Consider the following 15,414-nt stretch of genomic DNA (forward strand, 5'->3'; position numbering starts at 1 on the left):
ATTAGCGTTCCATCATGTTGTGACAGAGAGAGCTTTCTCCTCTCCCCACAGGCCGAGTCAGGGAGAGGAGCAAAGATTAACGCTCGCCTTTGGTCAGATCGCGTTTCATATCAATAATGGTCTGATATTCAGCCAGTTTGACGTCCTCAAGGTGCTGTTTACCACCCATAGCTTTGATAAAGCAGGCATGATCTTCTTTATCCAGTTTTTTGACTGCCGCAACCAGTTGGTCTTTGAAATCGGCCGGCAGCGCCTGACGCACCAAAACCGGGCCGTTGGGGATTAACGGCGACTGCCAGATGATACGGATCTTCTTCATCAGGTCTGGCTGATCCATACGGATCATGCGGCCAAAAGCACCGCTGCTATAACCGCTAGCGTAATCCCCCACCATTGAAGTCCAGGTCACCGCCCCTTCAAACTGACCGTTCAGCACGCCGAGGATGTCTTGTTCATGACCACCGGAGAAGGTCACGCTGGAGAAGAAGTTGTTGTATTTATCGTCCGCCGAACCGCCAAACTGCTTTTTAAATACCTGGTTAGGGACCAGGAAACCGGAGGTGGAATCAGGTTCCGCAAAACCGAAGGATTTCCCTTTCAGATCTTCCAGCTTTTGGTAAGGGCTATCGGCTTTGACCACCACCACCGAGTGATAACCTCGGGACTGGTCCACATCGTCCACGCCGATGCCGACCAGTTCGACCGCTTGCGGATCTTTAATGTAAACAGAGGCCATTGATGAGGGTGACATGCCGAATACCAGATCGATCTTGCCGCCGAGCAACCCCTGGATCACGCCAGCATAATCAGAAGAGTTACGCAGCTTGGTATCCACGTTTAACTCTTTGTCGAGAAACTGCTTCACGCATTGGTTGTCGCCAATCTGCTGAGTGGCGTTTTGCCCGCCCATAATCCCCAGATTCAATTCCTTGGGTGCCCCCGCTGCCCCTGCATTCAATGCCAACATAACGCCAGCCATGATGCTGGTCAGAGTGAATAATTTTTTCATTGCGCTTGCCCTGTGTGAAAAGATAAAGGTGGAGAAAAAACTCGGGTGATTAATGGAGCTGATTGGCTTCTTCGCCGTACAGTTGGTGCAAAACCCGCTCATTCAGCAGCGAGGGATGGCCGTCGAAAATAATTTTCCCCTGAGCAATGCCGATCACCCGCGTGCAATATTCCTTCACCAGCTCGACCGAGTGCAGATTAACCATCACCGCGATGTCGTCCTCACTGATTTTTTGCAGCGCATCCATAATGCGGCGGGTGTTTTTCGGATCGAGAGAGGCTACCGGCTCGTCGGCCAGCAGGATTTTCGGGTTCTGCATCAGCGCCCGGCAAATCGCCACGCGCTGCATCTGGCCTCCGGACAGATTCTCGGCGCGTTGCAAGGCATGCGGCAGCATATTCAGCCACTGCAACAGTTCGATCGCCCGCGCGCGGTCGGCGTCGTCAAACACTTTAAAGAAGGATTTCAGGGTCGAGGTGTGGCTGAGGCGGCCGAGCAGGACGTTGGTGATCACATCCAGGCGCGGCACCAGGCAGAAGTCCTGAAAGATCATCCCGCAGCGGGCGCGCCACTGGCGCATCTGGCGGGTGGTGAACTGCGCGATATCCTGGGTTGCACCGTCGTCATCAAAATGCAACATCTCGCCGCAGCTAACCGGAATGGTGCCATTCAGCGTATGCAACAGGGTGGATTTACCCGCCCCCGAGCGGCCGATCACCGCCACAAACTCACCGGCATGCAGATCAAAATTGATGTCATCCAGTACGCGCTGCTGAGAGGAGTAAGCCTTGGCCAATCCTTTGACGGATAACACTTTACGTAAAGGAAACAGTTGTTGTTCTGGATAATCAGTCTGTGCCAGTTTTAACAGTGCCTGAACCATGTGATATCTCTAATTTTAATGGCGAATCAGTAGGTGGCTCTATTAACGGTGATTTTCATGACATCGAGGTGATGGTTTTATGAACAGAAAATGATGTTGATCAGAGTTCAATCCTAAGATTATCAAACGCCAGTTCCATCCCCGACGGCAGTGCATTACTCATCAGCCACAGGTCCAACTGATGACTGATATGTGTCAGCAGCATGCGGCACGGCTGCACACGTTGCTGGATCTCCAACGCACGGGTCAGATCGTTATGGTTGCGCGGTGTTTGCGGTTGTGGCGGCAGGCTGCAATCCAGCACCAGCACATCGAGTTTGATCTGCTGTAAATAGCGTGCGGTTTCTGGTGGCAGGCCAACGGTATCGGTCAGGTAGGCCAGGGTTTTCCCGGCGGCCTGAATCAGGTAACCCTGCGTAAGTTTGGAATGAATCAACGGCAGTGGCGTAATGCTCAACCCGCCTAATTCGACGGTTTCAAACGGCAGCAGCGACGGCTGAAACGCCAGAATACCAGGGTGTTTGAACAGATCGTCACAGCCCTGTTCATCGGCCGGGCCGTAAACCGGGATAGTCTCACCGCAGCCCCAACGTAAAGGGAATAATCCTTGTACGTGATCCATATGGTAGTGCGTCAGCAAGAAGCGCTGAATTTCCCCCGCCGCAAAGCGCCGCTCCAACGAACACAACCCCGCATCAATCAAGGTCGTTTCACCCTGATAACGCAGCATGGCACTGCATGGTCGCCGCCGAAAAGCCGGTTCATTGCGCGCCCGCTGGCAGGCAGGGCATTCACAGCCAAATACCGGCACCTGCTGGGCTCCGCCGGTACCAAGAAAGGTCAGTTGCATAATGGTTTCTCTATGGAGGAAAACTCACCAATACTCCGCCAGCAGCGCATCAAGGGTCTGCTCAAGATCGCCGTTGTTATCCAGCAGGTGGCAACCCGCCGGTAAGCTCTGCTGATAGTCGGCCGCGCGCGCCAGCCGCTGCTCGATCTGCTCAGCACTTTCGCGCCCGCGCTGTTGCAGCCGTTGGCGCAGCACAGCGGGCGACACCTGCAAGCAGACCGGCAGCAACCGGGTGCCGTAGCGGCTGAGCGCCTGCGGCAGATGCGCACGCGAGCCGTTGACCACCACGTCGTTGCCCTGTAGCAACCACAGGTCAATCTCAATCCCCAAGGCGTAATGGTATTGATGCGCCTGCCAATCAAGGGCGAACAGCTTCTTGGCACGGCGGCGCAGGAACTCCGCTTCGCTTAGCGCAATATGGTTCTCGCCACCCATTGCTGCCGGGCGGGTAATATAGCGGTGTGCCACCAGCGGCCCGGCGCGGGTAGTGGCGCGCAGCCGTTCGAGCAGGCTGTCTTTGCCAGAGCCGGACGGGCCCATCAGATAAATAAGCCGGGCCATCAGAACACCTGCTTACCCTGGCGCCAGACGTTTTGCACGTAGACATGCTCGTCGTGCGGCCGCACCAGTACCAGATCCGCCCGCAACCCTTCGGCGATCAGGCCGCGATCCTGCAACCCCAGCGCCCGCGCAGGATTACGGGTGATCCGTTGTACCGCCTGCGGCAGGCTGAAGGCATTGCGCTCGTCTTTGCTGAGGCGAAACGCCGCATCCAGCAGGCTGGCCGGATAATAGTCGGAAGAGAGAATATCCAGCACGCCAAGCGCCGCCAGATGATGAGCCGCTACGTTGCCGGAATGGGAACCGCCGCGCACGATATTGGGCGCGCCCATCAGCACCTGCAAACCCTGCTGGTGTGACGCTTGGGCGGCGGCTTCGGTCGTCGGGAATTCGGCGATTGCGCTGCCCAACGCACGGGATTCGGCCACGTGCTCGGCGGTGGCATCGTCGTGGCTGGCAAGTGCGATGCCGCGTGCCCGGCAATGGGCGGCGATCGCTTCCCGGTTGTACGTAGACCAGCGCTCGGAAAGGTGAATCTGCTCCTGTTCAAACTCGCTCATCTGCTGGTCACTCAGATGATATTTGCCCTGATAGTATTCACGGTATTTTTCGCGCGAGGCGAACTGGCGCTGGCCCGGTGAGTGATCCATCAGCGAAACCAGAGAAACGCCGGGCCTGTCCATCAGTTGTTCGAACAGCGGTAGCGTGTTTTTATTCGGCAGTTCACAACGCAGGTGCAACCGATGTTCAGCGCGGTTGACCCCGGCTTGCTGGCTGTGGATCACCGCGTCGATCATTTTTTGCAGGTTTTCCAACCGGTGCCCGCCGTCGCGCACGTCGCCGATCGCCACTGCATCCAGCACCGTGGTGATGCCATTGGCCACCATCAGCGCGTCGTGGCTGCTCATGGCCGAATGTGCAGGCCAGTCAACATTCGGGCGCGGGGTGAAAAATTTGTCCAAGTTGTCGGTGTGCAGCTCAATCAGCCCCGGCAGCAGCCAGCCGCCCTCACCGTCCAACGCCTGCGGCAACTGGCTCGGCGTATCGGCAAAGCTGCGGATCACTCCGCCATCCATCTCTAATGAACCGGCAACGATCTGATCTTCCAGCACCAGTTTGACGTTATTGATAATCATAGGGTCTCCAGCAATTGTGGGGCTTGCATATCGTGTAACCGGTCGGCCACCTGCTGGCGGACATTCTCGTCATGAAAAATCCCGACAATCGCCGCACCGCGCTGCTTGGCCTGTTCGATCAGCGTCACCACCGCCGCGCTGTTGCGGCTATCGAGGGAGGCCGTGGGTTCATCCAGCAGCAGGATTGGGTAATCTTTGATAAAGCCGCGAGCGATATTCACCCGCTGTTGTTCACCGCCGGAGAAAGTGGACGGAGCCAGTTGCCACAGGTGCTGCGGCACGTTGAGCTGGCTGAGCAAAGCCTCGGCCCGTTCACGGCATTCGGCGCGGCTGACGCCCGATTCCAGCAGCGGCTGCATCACTACCTCCAGCGCGCTGATGCGTGGGATCACCCGCAGAAACTGGCTGACCCAGCCAATGGTGTGGCGGCGCACCGCCAGGATTTGCCGCGCTTCGGCCTGCACCAGCTCAATCCAGTCGTTTTGGTGATGCACCCAAACTTGGCCGCTGTCCGGCTGATAGTTGGCATACAGTGAGCGCAACAGCGTGGATTTACCGCTGCCGGAATGGCCGTGCAGCACCACACATTCACCGCTGCGGGCGATCAGATTGGCATCGTGCAGCACCGGCAAACAGGTGCCATGCTGCTGGTGTAGAACAAACGTTTTACTGAGGTGTTCAACCCGGATCTTAATCGTCATTTGGTCACCTGAATTACGACAACACCGAAGAAACCAGCAATTGGGTATAAGGATGGTGTGGATCGTCCAGCACCCGATCGGTGAGGCCGCTTTCCACCACCTCCCCCTGTTTCATCACTAACAATCGGTGAGCCAGCAGGCGCGCGACGCCGAGATCGTGAGTGACGATCACCGCCGCCAACTGCATTTCCACCACCAGATTGCGCAGCAGATCCAGCAAGCGCGCCTGCACGGAAACATCCAGCCCGCCCGTAGGCTCATCCATAAATACCAGCTTGGGGTGCGTCACCAGGTTGCGGGCGATCTGCAAGCGCTGCTGCATGCCACCGGAAAAGGTGGTGGGCAGATCGTCAAGGCGCGCAACCGGGATCTCCACGTCTTCCAGCCACTGGCTGGCCTGCTGGCGGATCTCACCGTAATGGCGCTGGCCGATGGCCATCAGACGCTCACCAATATTGCCACCGGCAGACACCTGCGGGCGTAGGCCGTCGAGCGGATGCTGATGCACCACGCCCCACTCGGTGCGCAGCAGGCGGCGACGATCGCTTTCTGCCATGGCGTACAGATCCTGTTGCAGGCCGTTTTGCGGGCGGTAAAGGATCTGCCCCTGCTGCGGTGCCAGGCGGGCAGAAATCGATTTCAGCAGCGTGGTTTTACCCGAGCCGGATTCGCCGACGATGCCCAGCACTTCGCCGGGGTAGATATCAAACGACACGTTGCTGAAACCTTTGCCCGGCGCATACAGATGGGTAAGGTTGTTGACCGCCAGCAACGGCGTGGAACTCAACGGAACGGAAGTCATCAGTGCTGCACCTTTTGGTCTAATTGTTGCTGGCAGAAGTCGGTGTCGGAGCAGACGAACATGCGGTTGCCTTGATCGTCGAGCACCACTTCATCCAGATAGCTGTGGCGCGAGCCGCACAACGCACAGGGCTGATCCCACTGCTGCACGCTGAACGGGTGATCGTCAAAGTCCAGGCTTTCCACCTTGGTGAACGGCGGCAAGGCGTAGATGCGTTTTTCTCGCCCGGCACCGAACAGTTGCAGCGCGGGCATCATGTGCATCTTCGGGTTGTCGAATTTCGGGATAGGTGAAGGGTCCATCACGTAGCGATCGTTGACCTTCACCGGGTAGGCATAGGTGGTGGCGATATGACCGTAGCGGGCAATATCTTCGTACAGCTTCACCTGCATCACGCCGTACTCCTCCAGCGCGTGCATTTTGCGCGTTTCGGTTTCACGCGGTTCGATAAAGCGCAGCGGTTCCGGGATCGGCACCTGATAGATCAGGATCTGATCCGCCTGCAACGCGGTTTCCGGAATGCGGTGGCGCGTCTGGATCAGCGTGGCCTGCGGCGTGCGTTCGGTGGTGGCTACACCTGCGACGCGCTGGAAGAAGCGGCGGATCGACACGGCGTTAGTAGTATCGTCGGCCCCTTGGTCGATCACCTTCAGCACGTCGGCGCGGCCAATAATGCTGGCGGTGATCTGAATGCCACCGGTGCCCCAGCCGTAAGGCATCGGCATCTCGCGGCCACCGAACGGCACCTGATAGCCGGGGATCGCTACTGCTTTCAGAATGGCACGGCGGATCATGCGTTTGGTTTGCTCATCCAGATAACCCAGGTTGTAGCCAGTTAATACGTCACTCATCGCGGGCCCCTTGTTGCAAGCGCTTAAGCAGTTCCAGCTCGGCCTGGAAATCAACGTAGTGCGGCAGCTTGAGATGGGAAACAAAGCCAGCGGCCTCCACGTTATCGGCATGGGCCAGCACAAACTCTTCGTCCTGCGCCGGGCTAGCAACGCTTTCGCCGTATTCGGCGGTTTGCAGGGCGCGATCTACCATCGCCATCGCCATGGCTTTACGCTCTGAACGGCCAAACACCAGCCCATAGCCACGGGTGAAATGCGGCAACTGACCGGGCGGATCGACAAAACCATTCACCGTTTCGCATTCGGTCAGCAGGATCTCGCCAATCTCTATCGCAAAACCCAGCTCTTCCGGCACGATTTCCACCGCAACCGATCCGCTGCGGATCTCCCCGGCAAACGGGTGATTGCGGCCATAGCCACGCTGGGTGGAATAACTCAACGCCAGCAGAAAACCTTCGTCGCCACGCACCAACTGTTGCAGACGTGCCGAACGCGAGCAGGGATAGACCGGCGGATTACGGGTGATGTCGTCCGGCGTGCTGCCATCATCCTGCTCTTCATGAGCCAACTGCTGCTGACAGAGCAAGTCAAACACATGAACGCAGCTTTCCGGCAGCAGTTCATCCCCCTGTGGTGCCGCTGGCGTTGTTCCTTCCGCCAGCAGCGCAAAATCCAGCAGCCGATGGGTGTAGTCGTATGTCGGGCCAAGCACCTGACCACCGGGCAAATCCTTGTAAACCGCCGAGATGCGCCGCTCCAGCCGCATATGGGCAGTGAACAAAGGTTCGCTTACCGCCAGGCGCGGTAAGGTGGTGCGATAGGCGCGCAGCAGAAAGATGGCTTCGACCAGATCGCCGCTGGCCTGTTTGATCGCCAGCGCTGCTAATTCGCGATCGTAGATGCCGCCTTCGGTCATCACTCGATCCACCGCCAGCCCAAGCTGTTGGCCGATCTGCTCCGCGCTGAGCTCGAGCACGCTTTCATCGCCACGCCGCAGGTTTTCTTGCAATTGATGGGCCGCCGCAATGGCTTTTTCGCCCCCTTTTACCGCAACGTACATCAGCACTCCTCCACACGGGTGGTACGCGGCAGCGCCATCAGGCATTCACCGCAGGTCAGTACAATATCCAGCCCCAGCGGGAAACGCTGTGGCCGCTCCAGCAGGTAATCCCGCAACGCACTGGGCAACTGGGGCGAGACTTCCCGTGGTTTTTCAATACCGGGTCCCGTCAAACGCAGCCTTAAGCCCCCCTCTAGCGCGGCGATCTGCACCACCACGGTGGCACCAAGTTCCGGTGAGATTTCGCTGCCGTGCGGTAATGCCAGCAGCTCGGCAGACTGCAACTGTGCATCGAACAGCGCCAGGCCGATCTCTGCGTTGCTGATGGCCAGCGGTGCGCCGGTATGAAAACGAATATTGGTCAGCACTTGCTCACTGTTTAAAGCCGCCGAGAGCTGAAGCGGAGTTTCCCGATCGGCCAACGTCAGCAGCAGTGCGGTGCTGGCGGCGTTCAGCGCGCCCCACACCGGGCCGCCTTGTAGCGTTACCTTCTGCCCCGGTTCGCTTAACGCTTTTAAAATCAATCGGAAAGCCTGTTGAGATTGCTCAATCGGTTGGTCAAATCCGGCCAGTAACGTCATGGCTTAGTCCCCTCGTACTAGCGTAAAGAAATCCACCCGGCTAGCCGCTACCGAACGGGCGCGCTGCTGGCGCTGTTCCTGCTGCTGTGCCGCCAAGGGTTCAATCAACCGCTGTTGCAGCAGTTCATGGCTGCCCGGTTGTTGCAGCAGGGCATCAATCAGCGCACACAGCTCGGCATGGGCTTTGTCACGCCCGCTGATATAGCTGTAACCCTGGCCGCCGTTTTCCAACTGCACCACTGCGCGGGTGACGGTCATATCCCCCAGTACAAAACGGCGACCCGTGGCGCCCATTCGCCCCTGCAACTGGGCCAGGCCGATCTCCGGTGCGCGCAGGCTGTGGTAGCCGGGGCTGAGGTTCAGCGCCTGCCAGTGGCTGCGCAACTGGGCTGGCTGGCTGTGTGCCAATACCGACATCCAGCGTTGTCTCTGCTGTAAGGCTTGCATTCAGTGCTCCATCGTCAGTTCGATCATGTCGGCGCGCGCCAGGCTGACGGAATATTCCGCCACCCGATCGCTGCCGGTACAGGTGTTCAGGGTGCGCACACACAGCAAAGGGGCATGGGTGGCGATCTCCAGCAGGCGGCTCTCTTTCGCCTGTGCACGGCGCGCGCTGATGCGCGTCTGATAGCGCGTGAGCGACTGATGGATATGTTGCTGGATAAACTGATGCAGTGAACCGCTATGGAACTGTTGCAATGCGGGCCACCAATCCAGATCGGGCAGATAGTGGTCGATCACACTGATCGGAATACCATTCACGCGGCGCAGGGTGCGCAGATGAATGATGGTTTCCCCTTCTTCGCGTGAGAGTGCGCTGGCAATATGCCCGTTGCACGGGCGCAATACCGCCAGTAAACGTTCACTGGTGGGATGACTGCCCTGCTCCAGCAGGTTCTGGCTGAAACGGGCATTGGCATGCAGCGGATAATTAAAGGGGCGCATCAGCACCAGAATGCCGATACCGTGGCGACGCTGCAGCCAGCCGCGCTCTACCAGTTGGTCTACTGCGCGGCGTAGCGTGTGGCGGTTAACCTGGTAACGTTCGGCAAGCTGTTGTTCAGAGGGCAGATAATCCCCACAGCGGTATTGGCTGCCCAGTTCCTGTTCCAACTGTGCGGCGATCTGCTGATAACGTGTTGGGTAACTGGTCGGATGTCTAGATAAGTGCGTCATAGCAAAAACTCCGACACGTTATCTAACTGGTGGCATATGCAGGCAGTGATGGCGTTCATGATCGGCACTCCATAACAAAAGTTAGCGTTATGGTGCCGACCGCTGATGACAATGGCGTTACGTGGGGATGGCGAATTGATGAACAATGCAGGGGGTATGGCGCGTCTTGTCGTTATTTATACCTCAGCCAACCTTTTCGTGAGCACGAGGTCTCCCTTCTCACCGGACGATCGCCGGTGAGAAAGAAGAGTGCTTTTGCTGCAAAATAACCTACCGCTCCTTCAAATTATTTTAGGTATAACATCACGTTATCGTTAAATTAGCTCACCCCTCTGATTATGGATTCTGAGTCTCTGTAGGCAAGCGTTTTTGCGTTTCAATAAACAGCGCTTTGGCTTCAACGGCAATATCAGGATAATTGGAGAAAAAACCATCCATTCCAAGTTCAAAAAAACCTAAATATTCAGCAATAGACAGAGCATCCAGCCTTGATTTATTAAACGTCCAACCTGTAACGGTCATACCAAGCTCATGAGCATAAGTATAAAAATCAGGTGTATATAAAGGCCAGCTCGAACTGGTTGTTAACGCCTTTGACGTAGAGAGGGATACACCAATATCTGGCGCATATTCTTTGATATCAGCAAGACGAATCACCTGTGGGGGGCTGTCTTGTGTAAGTACGCAGTAATCCTGGCAATCCAAGCCTAAAGTCCCACTATACTCAGTGTCATTAAAGCTGCTATCAATCGCATTGCCCAGTTGTACCAGAGGTAATAGATACCCTCTGTTTTGCATTTTATTCTTTAAGCTTTTTAATGTCTCCGCACTAAAAGACTGAATGTAAATTTTATTCTTTTCAGTGTAACCATACTTTTCTAATGACTCTAATATTTTATTTTCTTGAAGTTCATCTTTTAATTTTGCTTCTGGGTAGATGCCAATTTCTTTTGCTGTCTCCGTTGAAAGCCTTTGAGCCAGCTTAATCACTTCATCAAAAGTAGGTACTTTAAAAGGATCGTTCGACGTTGGGGTAAAACCTGGGTAAGTATATTTAGCCGTGCCATTTAGCTTCATTTCAAGTTGCTTGATCTCTGCTAAGGTATACTCCCCTACATTCGTAGAACCATTTCGGGCACCAAAACGTTCCAAAACATCGGTCGTCCGTTCCAAGGTCGTATCATGAACAGCGACAAGCTCACCATCTTTTGTTAATTGAAGATCGGGCTCAATGTATTCGGCTCCCATTTTAACGGCTAACTCGTAGGCCCCTAACGTGTGTTCGGGTAAATATCCGCTTGCGCCTCTGTGAGCAATGATTATCGGTGACTTAATGGGTTTGAGTTCTGGTTCGATGTACTCTAGCTTGGTGATATATTCCGTTTCTTTTTTTGTCACATATTCAGTCTCCGTCTTGGTAATATACTCGGTATCACCATCGCAGCCTGTGAAAAATATCGCCCCTACGGCGACTGCACTAAGATTACATACTCTATTTCTCCTCATAACCTTCTCCTTTTAAAAATTTAGAATATAGACTCGTCATACTTCATGTTGCATGAATGCTGACTGCATGACTCGTTCCATACGGGCCAGCGCAAGCGCGGTTCAAATCGCTCTGTTCCCGTTATCAGCCCCTCGAATGACTTCGGGCATATCACGTTTTCCATTGCCTTATGCTTTGTATTGTTCAAGTTACGGCAGGAAGTAGCAAAAGCCATGCATCGGCAACGTGATCCCAGAAAAAGATACTGATAAATAATGGTATATATATTAAGGAAATATGTAATTAGTATGACATTGGAAATAAGAGGGATCTCTATATCATCGTTCCATTACAGCAGGAGTATTACCCTGCTGTAATGGAAAAGTTTTGTCGAACAATGTGACGTTAAATTTTAGATTACTTAGAGAGATCAATCTGGTATAGGCTCATACCATTGCCATCATCGGCTTTATAGACGCTGATATTCTTCAAGCCGATGCTCTGCGCATAGGTCAGCTTATCTGCGGCAGAACGGAAAATAACCGGGCCTGCGGTGATCACCGGGACAAAACGCCAACTACGTGCGCTGCCATCCTGTTCCCGTGTCAATACTGCCCGATCCTTGATGTAATTTATCAGTACATCGCGGTTGTTATCCGGTGATGCATAAATGATCCGATCCGCCGTGAGCCCTGGGAAACCGCCGCCGCCGGTTGCTCGATAATTGTTGGTGGCAATAATAAACTGCTGGCTGGCATCTATTGCTTGCCCCTTATAGGTGAGATCAACAATCCGCTTGCCGACGGGTTGCGTGATATCAATCTGATATTTCAGATCATCGGACGTAAACATATCAAAGTTAAAACTGGGAAATGAGGTGGTCAAGTTTTGCGCCACTTCAGAAGCGGGATCAATCTGATTGAAGCGCTCCGCCGCTTTTTCCAGCCAACCTTTGACAATATCCCCCGTGACCAGCACCGCATAGACAGTATTCGGATATAGATAAAGGTCGGCGGCGTTATAGATAGAGAGATCCCCCGCTTCAACCACCGTAAAATCACCCACACCAGAAAAGCCCCCCTTAAATGGCGCACTGACAGAGAGAACCGGAATATCATGATACTGAGGGAGATTAAGATCGACATAAGCCTTGACGTAATCAGCCTGAGCAGCGTTAACAATCTGAATGGCAGAGGCTTCACCAACATCGGCAAAATAGGTTGTCATATCAAAATCACTTTTTCCAATCGGCGTTTTGACATAATCAATCACGTCTTCATGAACGGCCTGAATCGTTTGTAAAATTGACGGATCGGCGGCGACATGCGTTTTTGTGCTCGGATCTAATAGCGTTTTTTCCAATTCAACACGGGTGTTTTCTTTGATAACCTTCCAGCCAGATTGATCGTGCTGTAGGGTTAAATGAATTAAACCCACCGCCTTCCCCCAATAGCTGGCCATCACTGCCGGAACGCCATTCAGAAAACCATTTTTGCTGTCGACGCCTGAAGCATTGCAGGCGTTGCTATTACAGGATGCCAGCGGGAATTCATTGTGGGAATGCCCCATAATGATCGCGTCTATTCCAGGGACTTTTGCAAGATAATAGTTGGCGTTTTCCATCTCTGCGGAGTAAGCATCGGCGCTATATCCACCGTGGGAGAGTGCGATAACCAGATCGGCCCCCTCCGCTTTAGCCATGGGAACATATTTTTCGGCAGCTTCGACAACGCCGCTGACGCCGATCTGCCCATCCAGCCAGCGCTTGTCCCAGTTCATAATAGGAGGAGGAGTGAAACCAATCACGGCGATCTTGATAGACGCCAGATTTTCCTGACCCTGTGCGTCATAGGTTTTCAAGCTTTTATTCAGAATGATATACGGCTTATAAAGTGGCTTGCCGTCCTTCTGGCTCCAGACATTAGATAAGACCAGCGGAAAGTTGGGGCCGACACACTTTTTTTGCTCACTCACCGCAGGCAGCGCCGCTATATTAAAGGTTGCTCCAGTCACCTGGGCCAGATAAGGTAAACCGTAATTGAATTCATGATTACCCAGAGTAGCCGCATCATAACCTATCTCATCCATTGCTTGGTAAATAGCCAGCTTTTCATCGCAACTAATCGGATTAACCTGCGCCTGATAGTCTGCCAAGGCCGTACCCTGAATGGTGTCGCCGTTATCAAATAACAGAACGTTGCTGTATTTACTTTTAATTTCCCGCAACAGCGTTGCCGTTCGCTCAAACCCGACGCTATTATCCTCGCTAAGCTTGAAATAGTCATAACTGAGGGCGTTGGCATGAAGGTCGGTGGTCGAAACCAGCGTCAGTTCGCTGGTGCCGACAACTGGAGCAACGGCAGTATCTGTTAGATTGTTGCTTGAATCACAGGCGTCTAATACCAATACCACGATGGATAGAAAAGACAGGGAAATAATATTTTTCTTAAAACCGGCTAACATAAGCTCTCCAGGAAATAGGGGCGTCACTTAAACATTGATTGACGCCATAGAAAACATCAGTCCATGATTAAATATAGAAAAATAAGAATAAAAACCGTCTATTACATCGAGGTTTCATTTTAGTGAACAATGAAATAATAGCTAATAAAAACTGATAGCTAACCACACCCTGCCCCGTTATCCAGCGATGTAGCTGGCTCTAAAACAAAATGCGCTGGTGATTCTGCGCGTAAATCGGGGGCAATCTGAGGCGATAACCCCGGCGCACAGCAAGCTAGGCTGTGTCCTTTAATTTGCCACCCTGCTCACTTTGTAACATTTTCGTCACAACCTCTGATTAGTTTTATCGTTCCGACACTTAATCGCTGCTCCTTAAAGAGCGCCCAGAAAGGCCCAGCAATCCGTTCTGCCGATAACAGAGAAGGATAGCGGCGAATCGCTCCAATGCCCTCAGGTAAAGGTTACGTGTCTTCGGGGCTTTTTCCCCGCTGGATAGCCACTGCTGGTAGAGATCGGTGAGTTTGGGCCCTTGGTGGATTTCGTCATCTGGCAACTCTTGAATGACTTCACCTTGCAGGCGAGCGAATTCGCTATCCCAGCGGCAACCTTCCTGTCGGACCAGCCTTTCTGCTTCAGAGCAATTGGACGTGCCTAGAGCCTTGAGGATTTCTGTGCGTTGGAAATGGGGAATTAAAGATAAAGGGATTCTTCGGCGGAAGTAATAGCTTGAGTTACGTTTAACCAGATGAGTGCACATAATGAAGCGTTGTGTAGCATCTGTGTGTAGCACTAGGAATTCTTGGGGAGAAAATGGTTAGGAAACAACTGAAAGGAATAAATGGCGGAGGAGCAGAGATTCGAACTCTGGAACGGTTTCCCGTCGACGGTTTTCAAGACCGTTGCCTTCAGCCACTCGGCCACCCCTCCGCAACGAAGCGAACTATAAACACAGCCGATCATCTTGTAAAGCCTGAAACCGTTTAACCGAGTGAAAAACAGGCATATAGCCACTGTGCGCTGAAGAAATCGCCATTTATCATGTCCAGAACCCCAGCGCGTTCGCTAATGAGTAAAGATGAGTAAACACTCTTTAATCAAACGGTTGTGCTGCCTATCATCGTGACTAATTTTGTGATGACCTGATAAGAGAGATCATTATGGACCGCATTGTCGTCTCATCCTCCTCGCGCGATTCGTTGCTGAGCACGCACCGAGTGCTGCGTAACACCTATTTCCTGCTGTCACTGACGCTGGGCTTTTCTGCGCTGACCGCTACGGCCAGCACCATGCTGGGCTTGCCCGCTCCTGGGTTATTGCTAATGCTGGTCGGTTTTTATGGCCTGATGTTCCTGACCCACAAGCTGGCAAATAGCCCGGCAGGTATTCTGGCTGCTTTCGCCTTCACTGGTTTTATGGGCTATGCCCTCGGCCCGATCCTGAGTTCATTCCTTAACGCCGGCGCTGGCGACTTGATCATGCTGGCACTGGGGGGCACCGCAGCGGTGTTCTTCTGCTGTTCAGCCTATGTGCTGACTACCCGTAAAGATATGTCATTCCTTTCTGGCATGCTGATGGCGGGTTTCGTGGTGCTGCTGGTGGCGGTTATCGCTAACCTGTTCTTGCAGATCCCGGCTTTACACCTGGCGATCAGCGCCCTGTTTATTTTGTTCTCTGCTGGCGCCATGCTGTGGGAAACCAGCAATATCATTCATGGCGGCGAGACCAACTATATCCGTGCCACTGTCAGCCTGTACGTATCACTGTACAATATGTTCATCAGCCTGCTGAGCATTCTGGGCTTCGCCCGCAGCAACTGATTGGCCGTTTGGCAAGATCCCAAGCCCTGCAAATCCTG

The 15,414-nt window shown here is 53.8% G+C and carries 16 protein-coding genes and 1 tRNA gene; 1 reads left to right on the top strand and 16 read right to left on the bottom strand.

Annotation, left to right across the window (positions count from 1 at the left end; genetic code table 11):
* Positions 1-76: 76 nt before the first annotated feature.
* The 16 genes from phnD to AC2A1E_RS19920 all read right to left on the bottom strand — a co-directional run bounded on the left by phnD (position 77) and on the right by AC2A1E_RS19920 (position 14,486).
* On the bottom strand, positions 77-1,009 hold the full coding sequence (gene phnD, locus AC2A1E_RS19845; RefSeq protein WP_484385184.1) for a phosphonate ABC transporter substrate-binding protein: 933 nt from the start codon (positions 1,007-1,009) through the stop codon (positions 77-79).
* Between the two features lie 49 nt (positions 1,010-1,058).
* Positions 1,059-1,892, bottom strand: coding sequence for a phosphonate ABC transporter ATP-binding protein (gene phnC, locus AC2A1E_RS19850; protein WP_484385185.1), 834 nt, complete (start codon positions 1,890-1,892; stop codon positions 1,059-1,061).
* Positions 1,893-1,992: 100 nt separating this feature from the next.
* A complete protein-coding gene (gene phnP / locus AC2A1E_RS19855) occupies positions 1,993-2,742 on the bottom strand; it encodes a phosphonate metabolism protein PhnP (RefSeq protein ID WP_484385186.1) in 750 nt (249 codons plus the stop codon).
* A gap of 24 nt (positions 2,743-2,766) precedes the next feature.
* A complete protein-coding gene (gene phnN / locus AC2A1E_RS19860) occupies positions 2,767-3,303 on the bottom strand; it encodes a ribose 1,5-bisphosphokinase (protein ID WP_484385187.1) in 537 nt (178 codons plus the stop codon).
* Complete coding sequence (gene phnM, locus AC2A1E_RS19865) at positions 3,303-4,439, bottom strand: alpha-D-ribose 1-methylphosphonate 5-triphosphate diphosphatase (protein ID WP_484385188.1); 1,137 nt, start codon at positions 4,437-4,439, stop codon at positions 3,303-3,305. Before phnM ends, phnN begins: the two co-directional genes overlap by 1 nt.
* Complete coding sequence (gene phnL / locus AC2A1E_RS19870; protein WP_484385189.1) at positions 4,436-5,140, bottom strand: phosphonate C-P lyase system protein PhnL; 705 nt, start codon at positions 5,138-5,140, stop codon at positions 4,436-4,438. The genes phnM and phnL overlap by 4 nt, the downstream gene beginning before the upstream one ends.
* Positions 5,141-5,153: 13 nt before the next feature.
* Complete coding sequence (gene phnK, locus AC2A1E_RS19875; RefSeq protein ID WP_459402256.1) at positions 5,154-5,942, bottom strand: phosphonate C-P lyase system protein PhnK; 789 nt, start codon at positions 5,940-5,942, stop codon at positions 5,154-5,156.
* Entirely contained in the window at positions 5,942-6,793 is an 852-nt protein-coding gene (locus AC2A1E_RS19880; RefSeq protein WP_484385190.1) for an alpha-D-ribose 1-methylphosphonate 5-phosphate C-P-lyase PhnJ, read from the bottom strand. The genes phnK and AC2A1E_RS19880 overlap by 1 nt, the downstream gene beginning before the upstream one ends.
* Positions 6,786-7,853, bottom strand: a complete 1,068-nt coding sequence (locus AC2A1E_RS19885; RefSeq protein ID WP_484385191.1) for a carbon-phosphorus lyase complex subunit — start codon at positions 7,851-7,853, stop codon at positions 6,786-6,788. Before AC2A1E_RS19885 ends, AC2A1E_RS19880 begins: the two co-directional genes overlap by 8 nt.
* Positions 7,853-8,434, bottom strand: coding sequence for a phosphonate C-P lyase system protein PhnH (gene phnH / locus AC2A1E_RS19890; protein ID WP_484385192.1), 582 nt, complete (start codon positions 8,432-8,434; stop codon positions 7,853-7,855). Before phnH ends, AC2A1E_RS19885 begins: the two co-directional genes overlap by 1 nt.
* 3 nt (positions 8,435-8,437) lie before the next feature.
* Positions 8,438-8,881, bottom strand: coding sequence for a phosphonate C-P lyase system protein PhnG (phnG, locus tag AC2A1E_RS19895; protein WP_484385193.1), 444 nt, complete (start codon positions 8,879-8,881; stop codon positions 8,438-8,440).
* Positions 8,882-9,610 (bottom strand): phosphonate metabolism transcriptional regulator PhnF, encoded by a 729-nt coding sequence (phnF, locus tag AC2A1E_RS19900; protein WP_484385194.1) that lies wholly within the window; start codon positions 9,608-9,610, stop codon positions 8,882-8,884.
* Positions 9,611-9,946: 336 nt separating this feature from the next.
* On the bottom strand, positions 9,947-11,116 hold the full coding sequence (locus AC2A1E_RS19905; RefSeq protein WP_484385195.1) for a glycerophosphodiester phosphodiesterase family protein: 1,170 nt from the start codon (positions 11,114-11,116) through the stop codon (positions 9,947-9,949).
* A 397-nt stretch (positions 11,117-11,513) separates the two neighbouring features.
* Positions 11,514-13,559, bottom strand: coding sequence for a bifunctional 2',3'-cyclic-nucleotide 2'-phosphodiesterase/3'-nucleotidase (locus AC2A1E_RS19910; protein WP_484385196.1), 2,046 nt, complete (start codon positions 13,557-13,559; stop codon positions 11,514-11,516).
* Between the two features lie 358 nt (positions 13,560-13,917).
* Complete coding sequence (locus tag AC2A1E_RS19915; protein ID WP_484385198.1) at positions 13,918-14,316, bottom strand: DUF6538 domain-containing protein; 399 nt, start codon at positions 14,314-14,316, stop codon at positions 13,918-13,920.
* A gap of 82 nt (positions 14,317-14,398) precedes the next feature.
* Positions 14,399-14,486 (bottom strand) — tRNA-Ser (locus tag AC2A1E_RS19920).
* Positions 14,487-14,716: 230 nt separating this feature from the next.
* Between AC2A1E_RS19920 and yccA the strand changes: the two genes are divergently transcribed.
* Positions 14,717-15,376 (top strand): FtsH protease modulator YccA, encoded by a 660-nt coding sequence (gene yccA, locus AC2A1E_RS19925; protein WP_484385197.1) that lies wholly within the window; start codon positions 14,717-14,719, stop codon positions 15,374-15,376.
* Positions 15,377-15,414: the final 38 nt, after the last annotated feature.

The organism is Serratia sp. HNCC26DJ206, assembly GCF_057180605.1.

Bases quoted from the DNA above. Each gene is read 5' to 3' on its own strand.
- phnD (WP_484385184.1), bottom strand. From the start codon at position 1,009: ATGAAAAAATTATTCACTCTGACCAGCATCATGGCTGGCGTTATGTTG.
- phnC (WP_484385185.1), bottom strand. From the start codon at position 1,892: ATGGTTCAGGCACTGTTAAAACTGGCACAGACTGATTATCCAGAACAA.
- phnP (WP_484385186.1), bottom strand. From the start codon at position 2,742: ATGCAACTGACCTTTCTTGGTACCGGCGGAGCCCAGCAGGTGCCGGTA.
- phnN (WP_484385187.1), bottom strand. From the start codon at position 3,303: ATGGCCCGGCTTATTTATCTGATGGGCCCGTCCGGCTCTGGCAAAGAC.
- phnM (WP_484385188.1), bottom strand. From the start codon at position 4,439: ATGATTATCAATAACGTCAAACTGGTGCTGGAAGATCAGATCGTTGCC.
- phnL (WP_484385189.1), bottom strand. From the start codon at position 5,140: ATGACGATTAAGATCCGGGTTGAACACCTCAGTAAAACGTTTGTTCTA.
- phnK (WP_459402256.1), bottom strand. From the start codon at position 5,942: ATGACTTCCGTTCCGTTGAGTTCCACGCCGTTGCTGGCGGTCAACAAC.
- AC2A1E_RS19880 (WP_484385190.1), bottom strand. From the start codon at position 6,793: ATGAGTGACGTATTAACTGGCTACAACCTGGGTTATCTGGATGAGCAA.
- AC2A1E_RS19885 (WP_484385191.1), bottom strand. From the start codon at position 7,853: ATGTACGTTGCGGTAAAAGGGGGCGAAAAAGCCATTGCGGCGGCCCAT.
- phnH (WP_484385192.1), bottom strand. From the start codon at position 8,434: ATGACGTTACTGGCCGGATTTGACCAACCGATTGAGCAATCTCAACAG.
- phnG (WP_484385193.1), bottom strand. From the start codon at position 8,881: ATGCAAGCCTTACAGCAGAGACAACGCTGGATGTCGGTATTGGCACAC.
- phnF (WP_484385194.1), bottom strand. From the start codon at position 9,610: ATGACGCACTTATCTAGACATCCGACCAGTTACCCAACACGTTATCAG.
- AC2A1E_RS19905 (WP_484385195.1), bottom strand. From the start codon at position 11,116: ATGAGGAGAAATAGAGTATGTAATCTTAGTGCAGTCGCCGTAGGGGCG.
- AC2A1E_RS19910 (WP_484385196.1), bottom strand. From the start codon at position 13,559: ATGTTAGCCGGTTTTAAGAAAAATATTATTTCCCTGTCTTTTCTATCC.
- AC2A1E_RS19915 (WP_484385198.1), bottom strand. From the start codon at position 14,316: ATGTGCACTCATCTGGTTAAACGTAACTCAAGCTATTACTTCCGCCGA.
- yccA (WP_484385197.1), top strand. From the start codon at position 14,717: ATGGACCGCATTGTCGTCTCATCCTCCTCGCGCGATTCGTTGCTGAGC.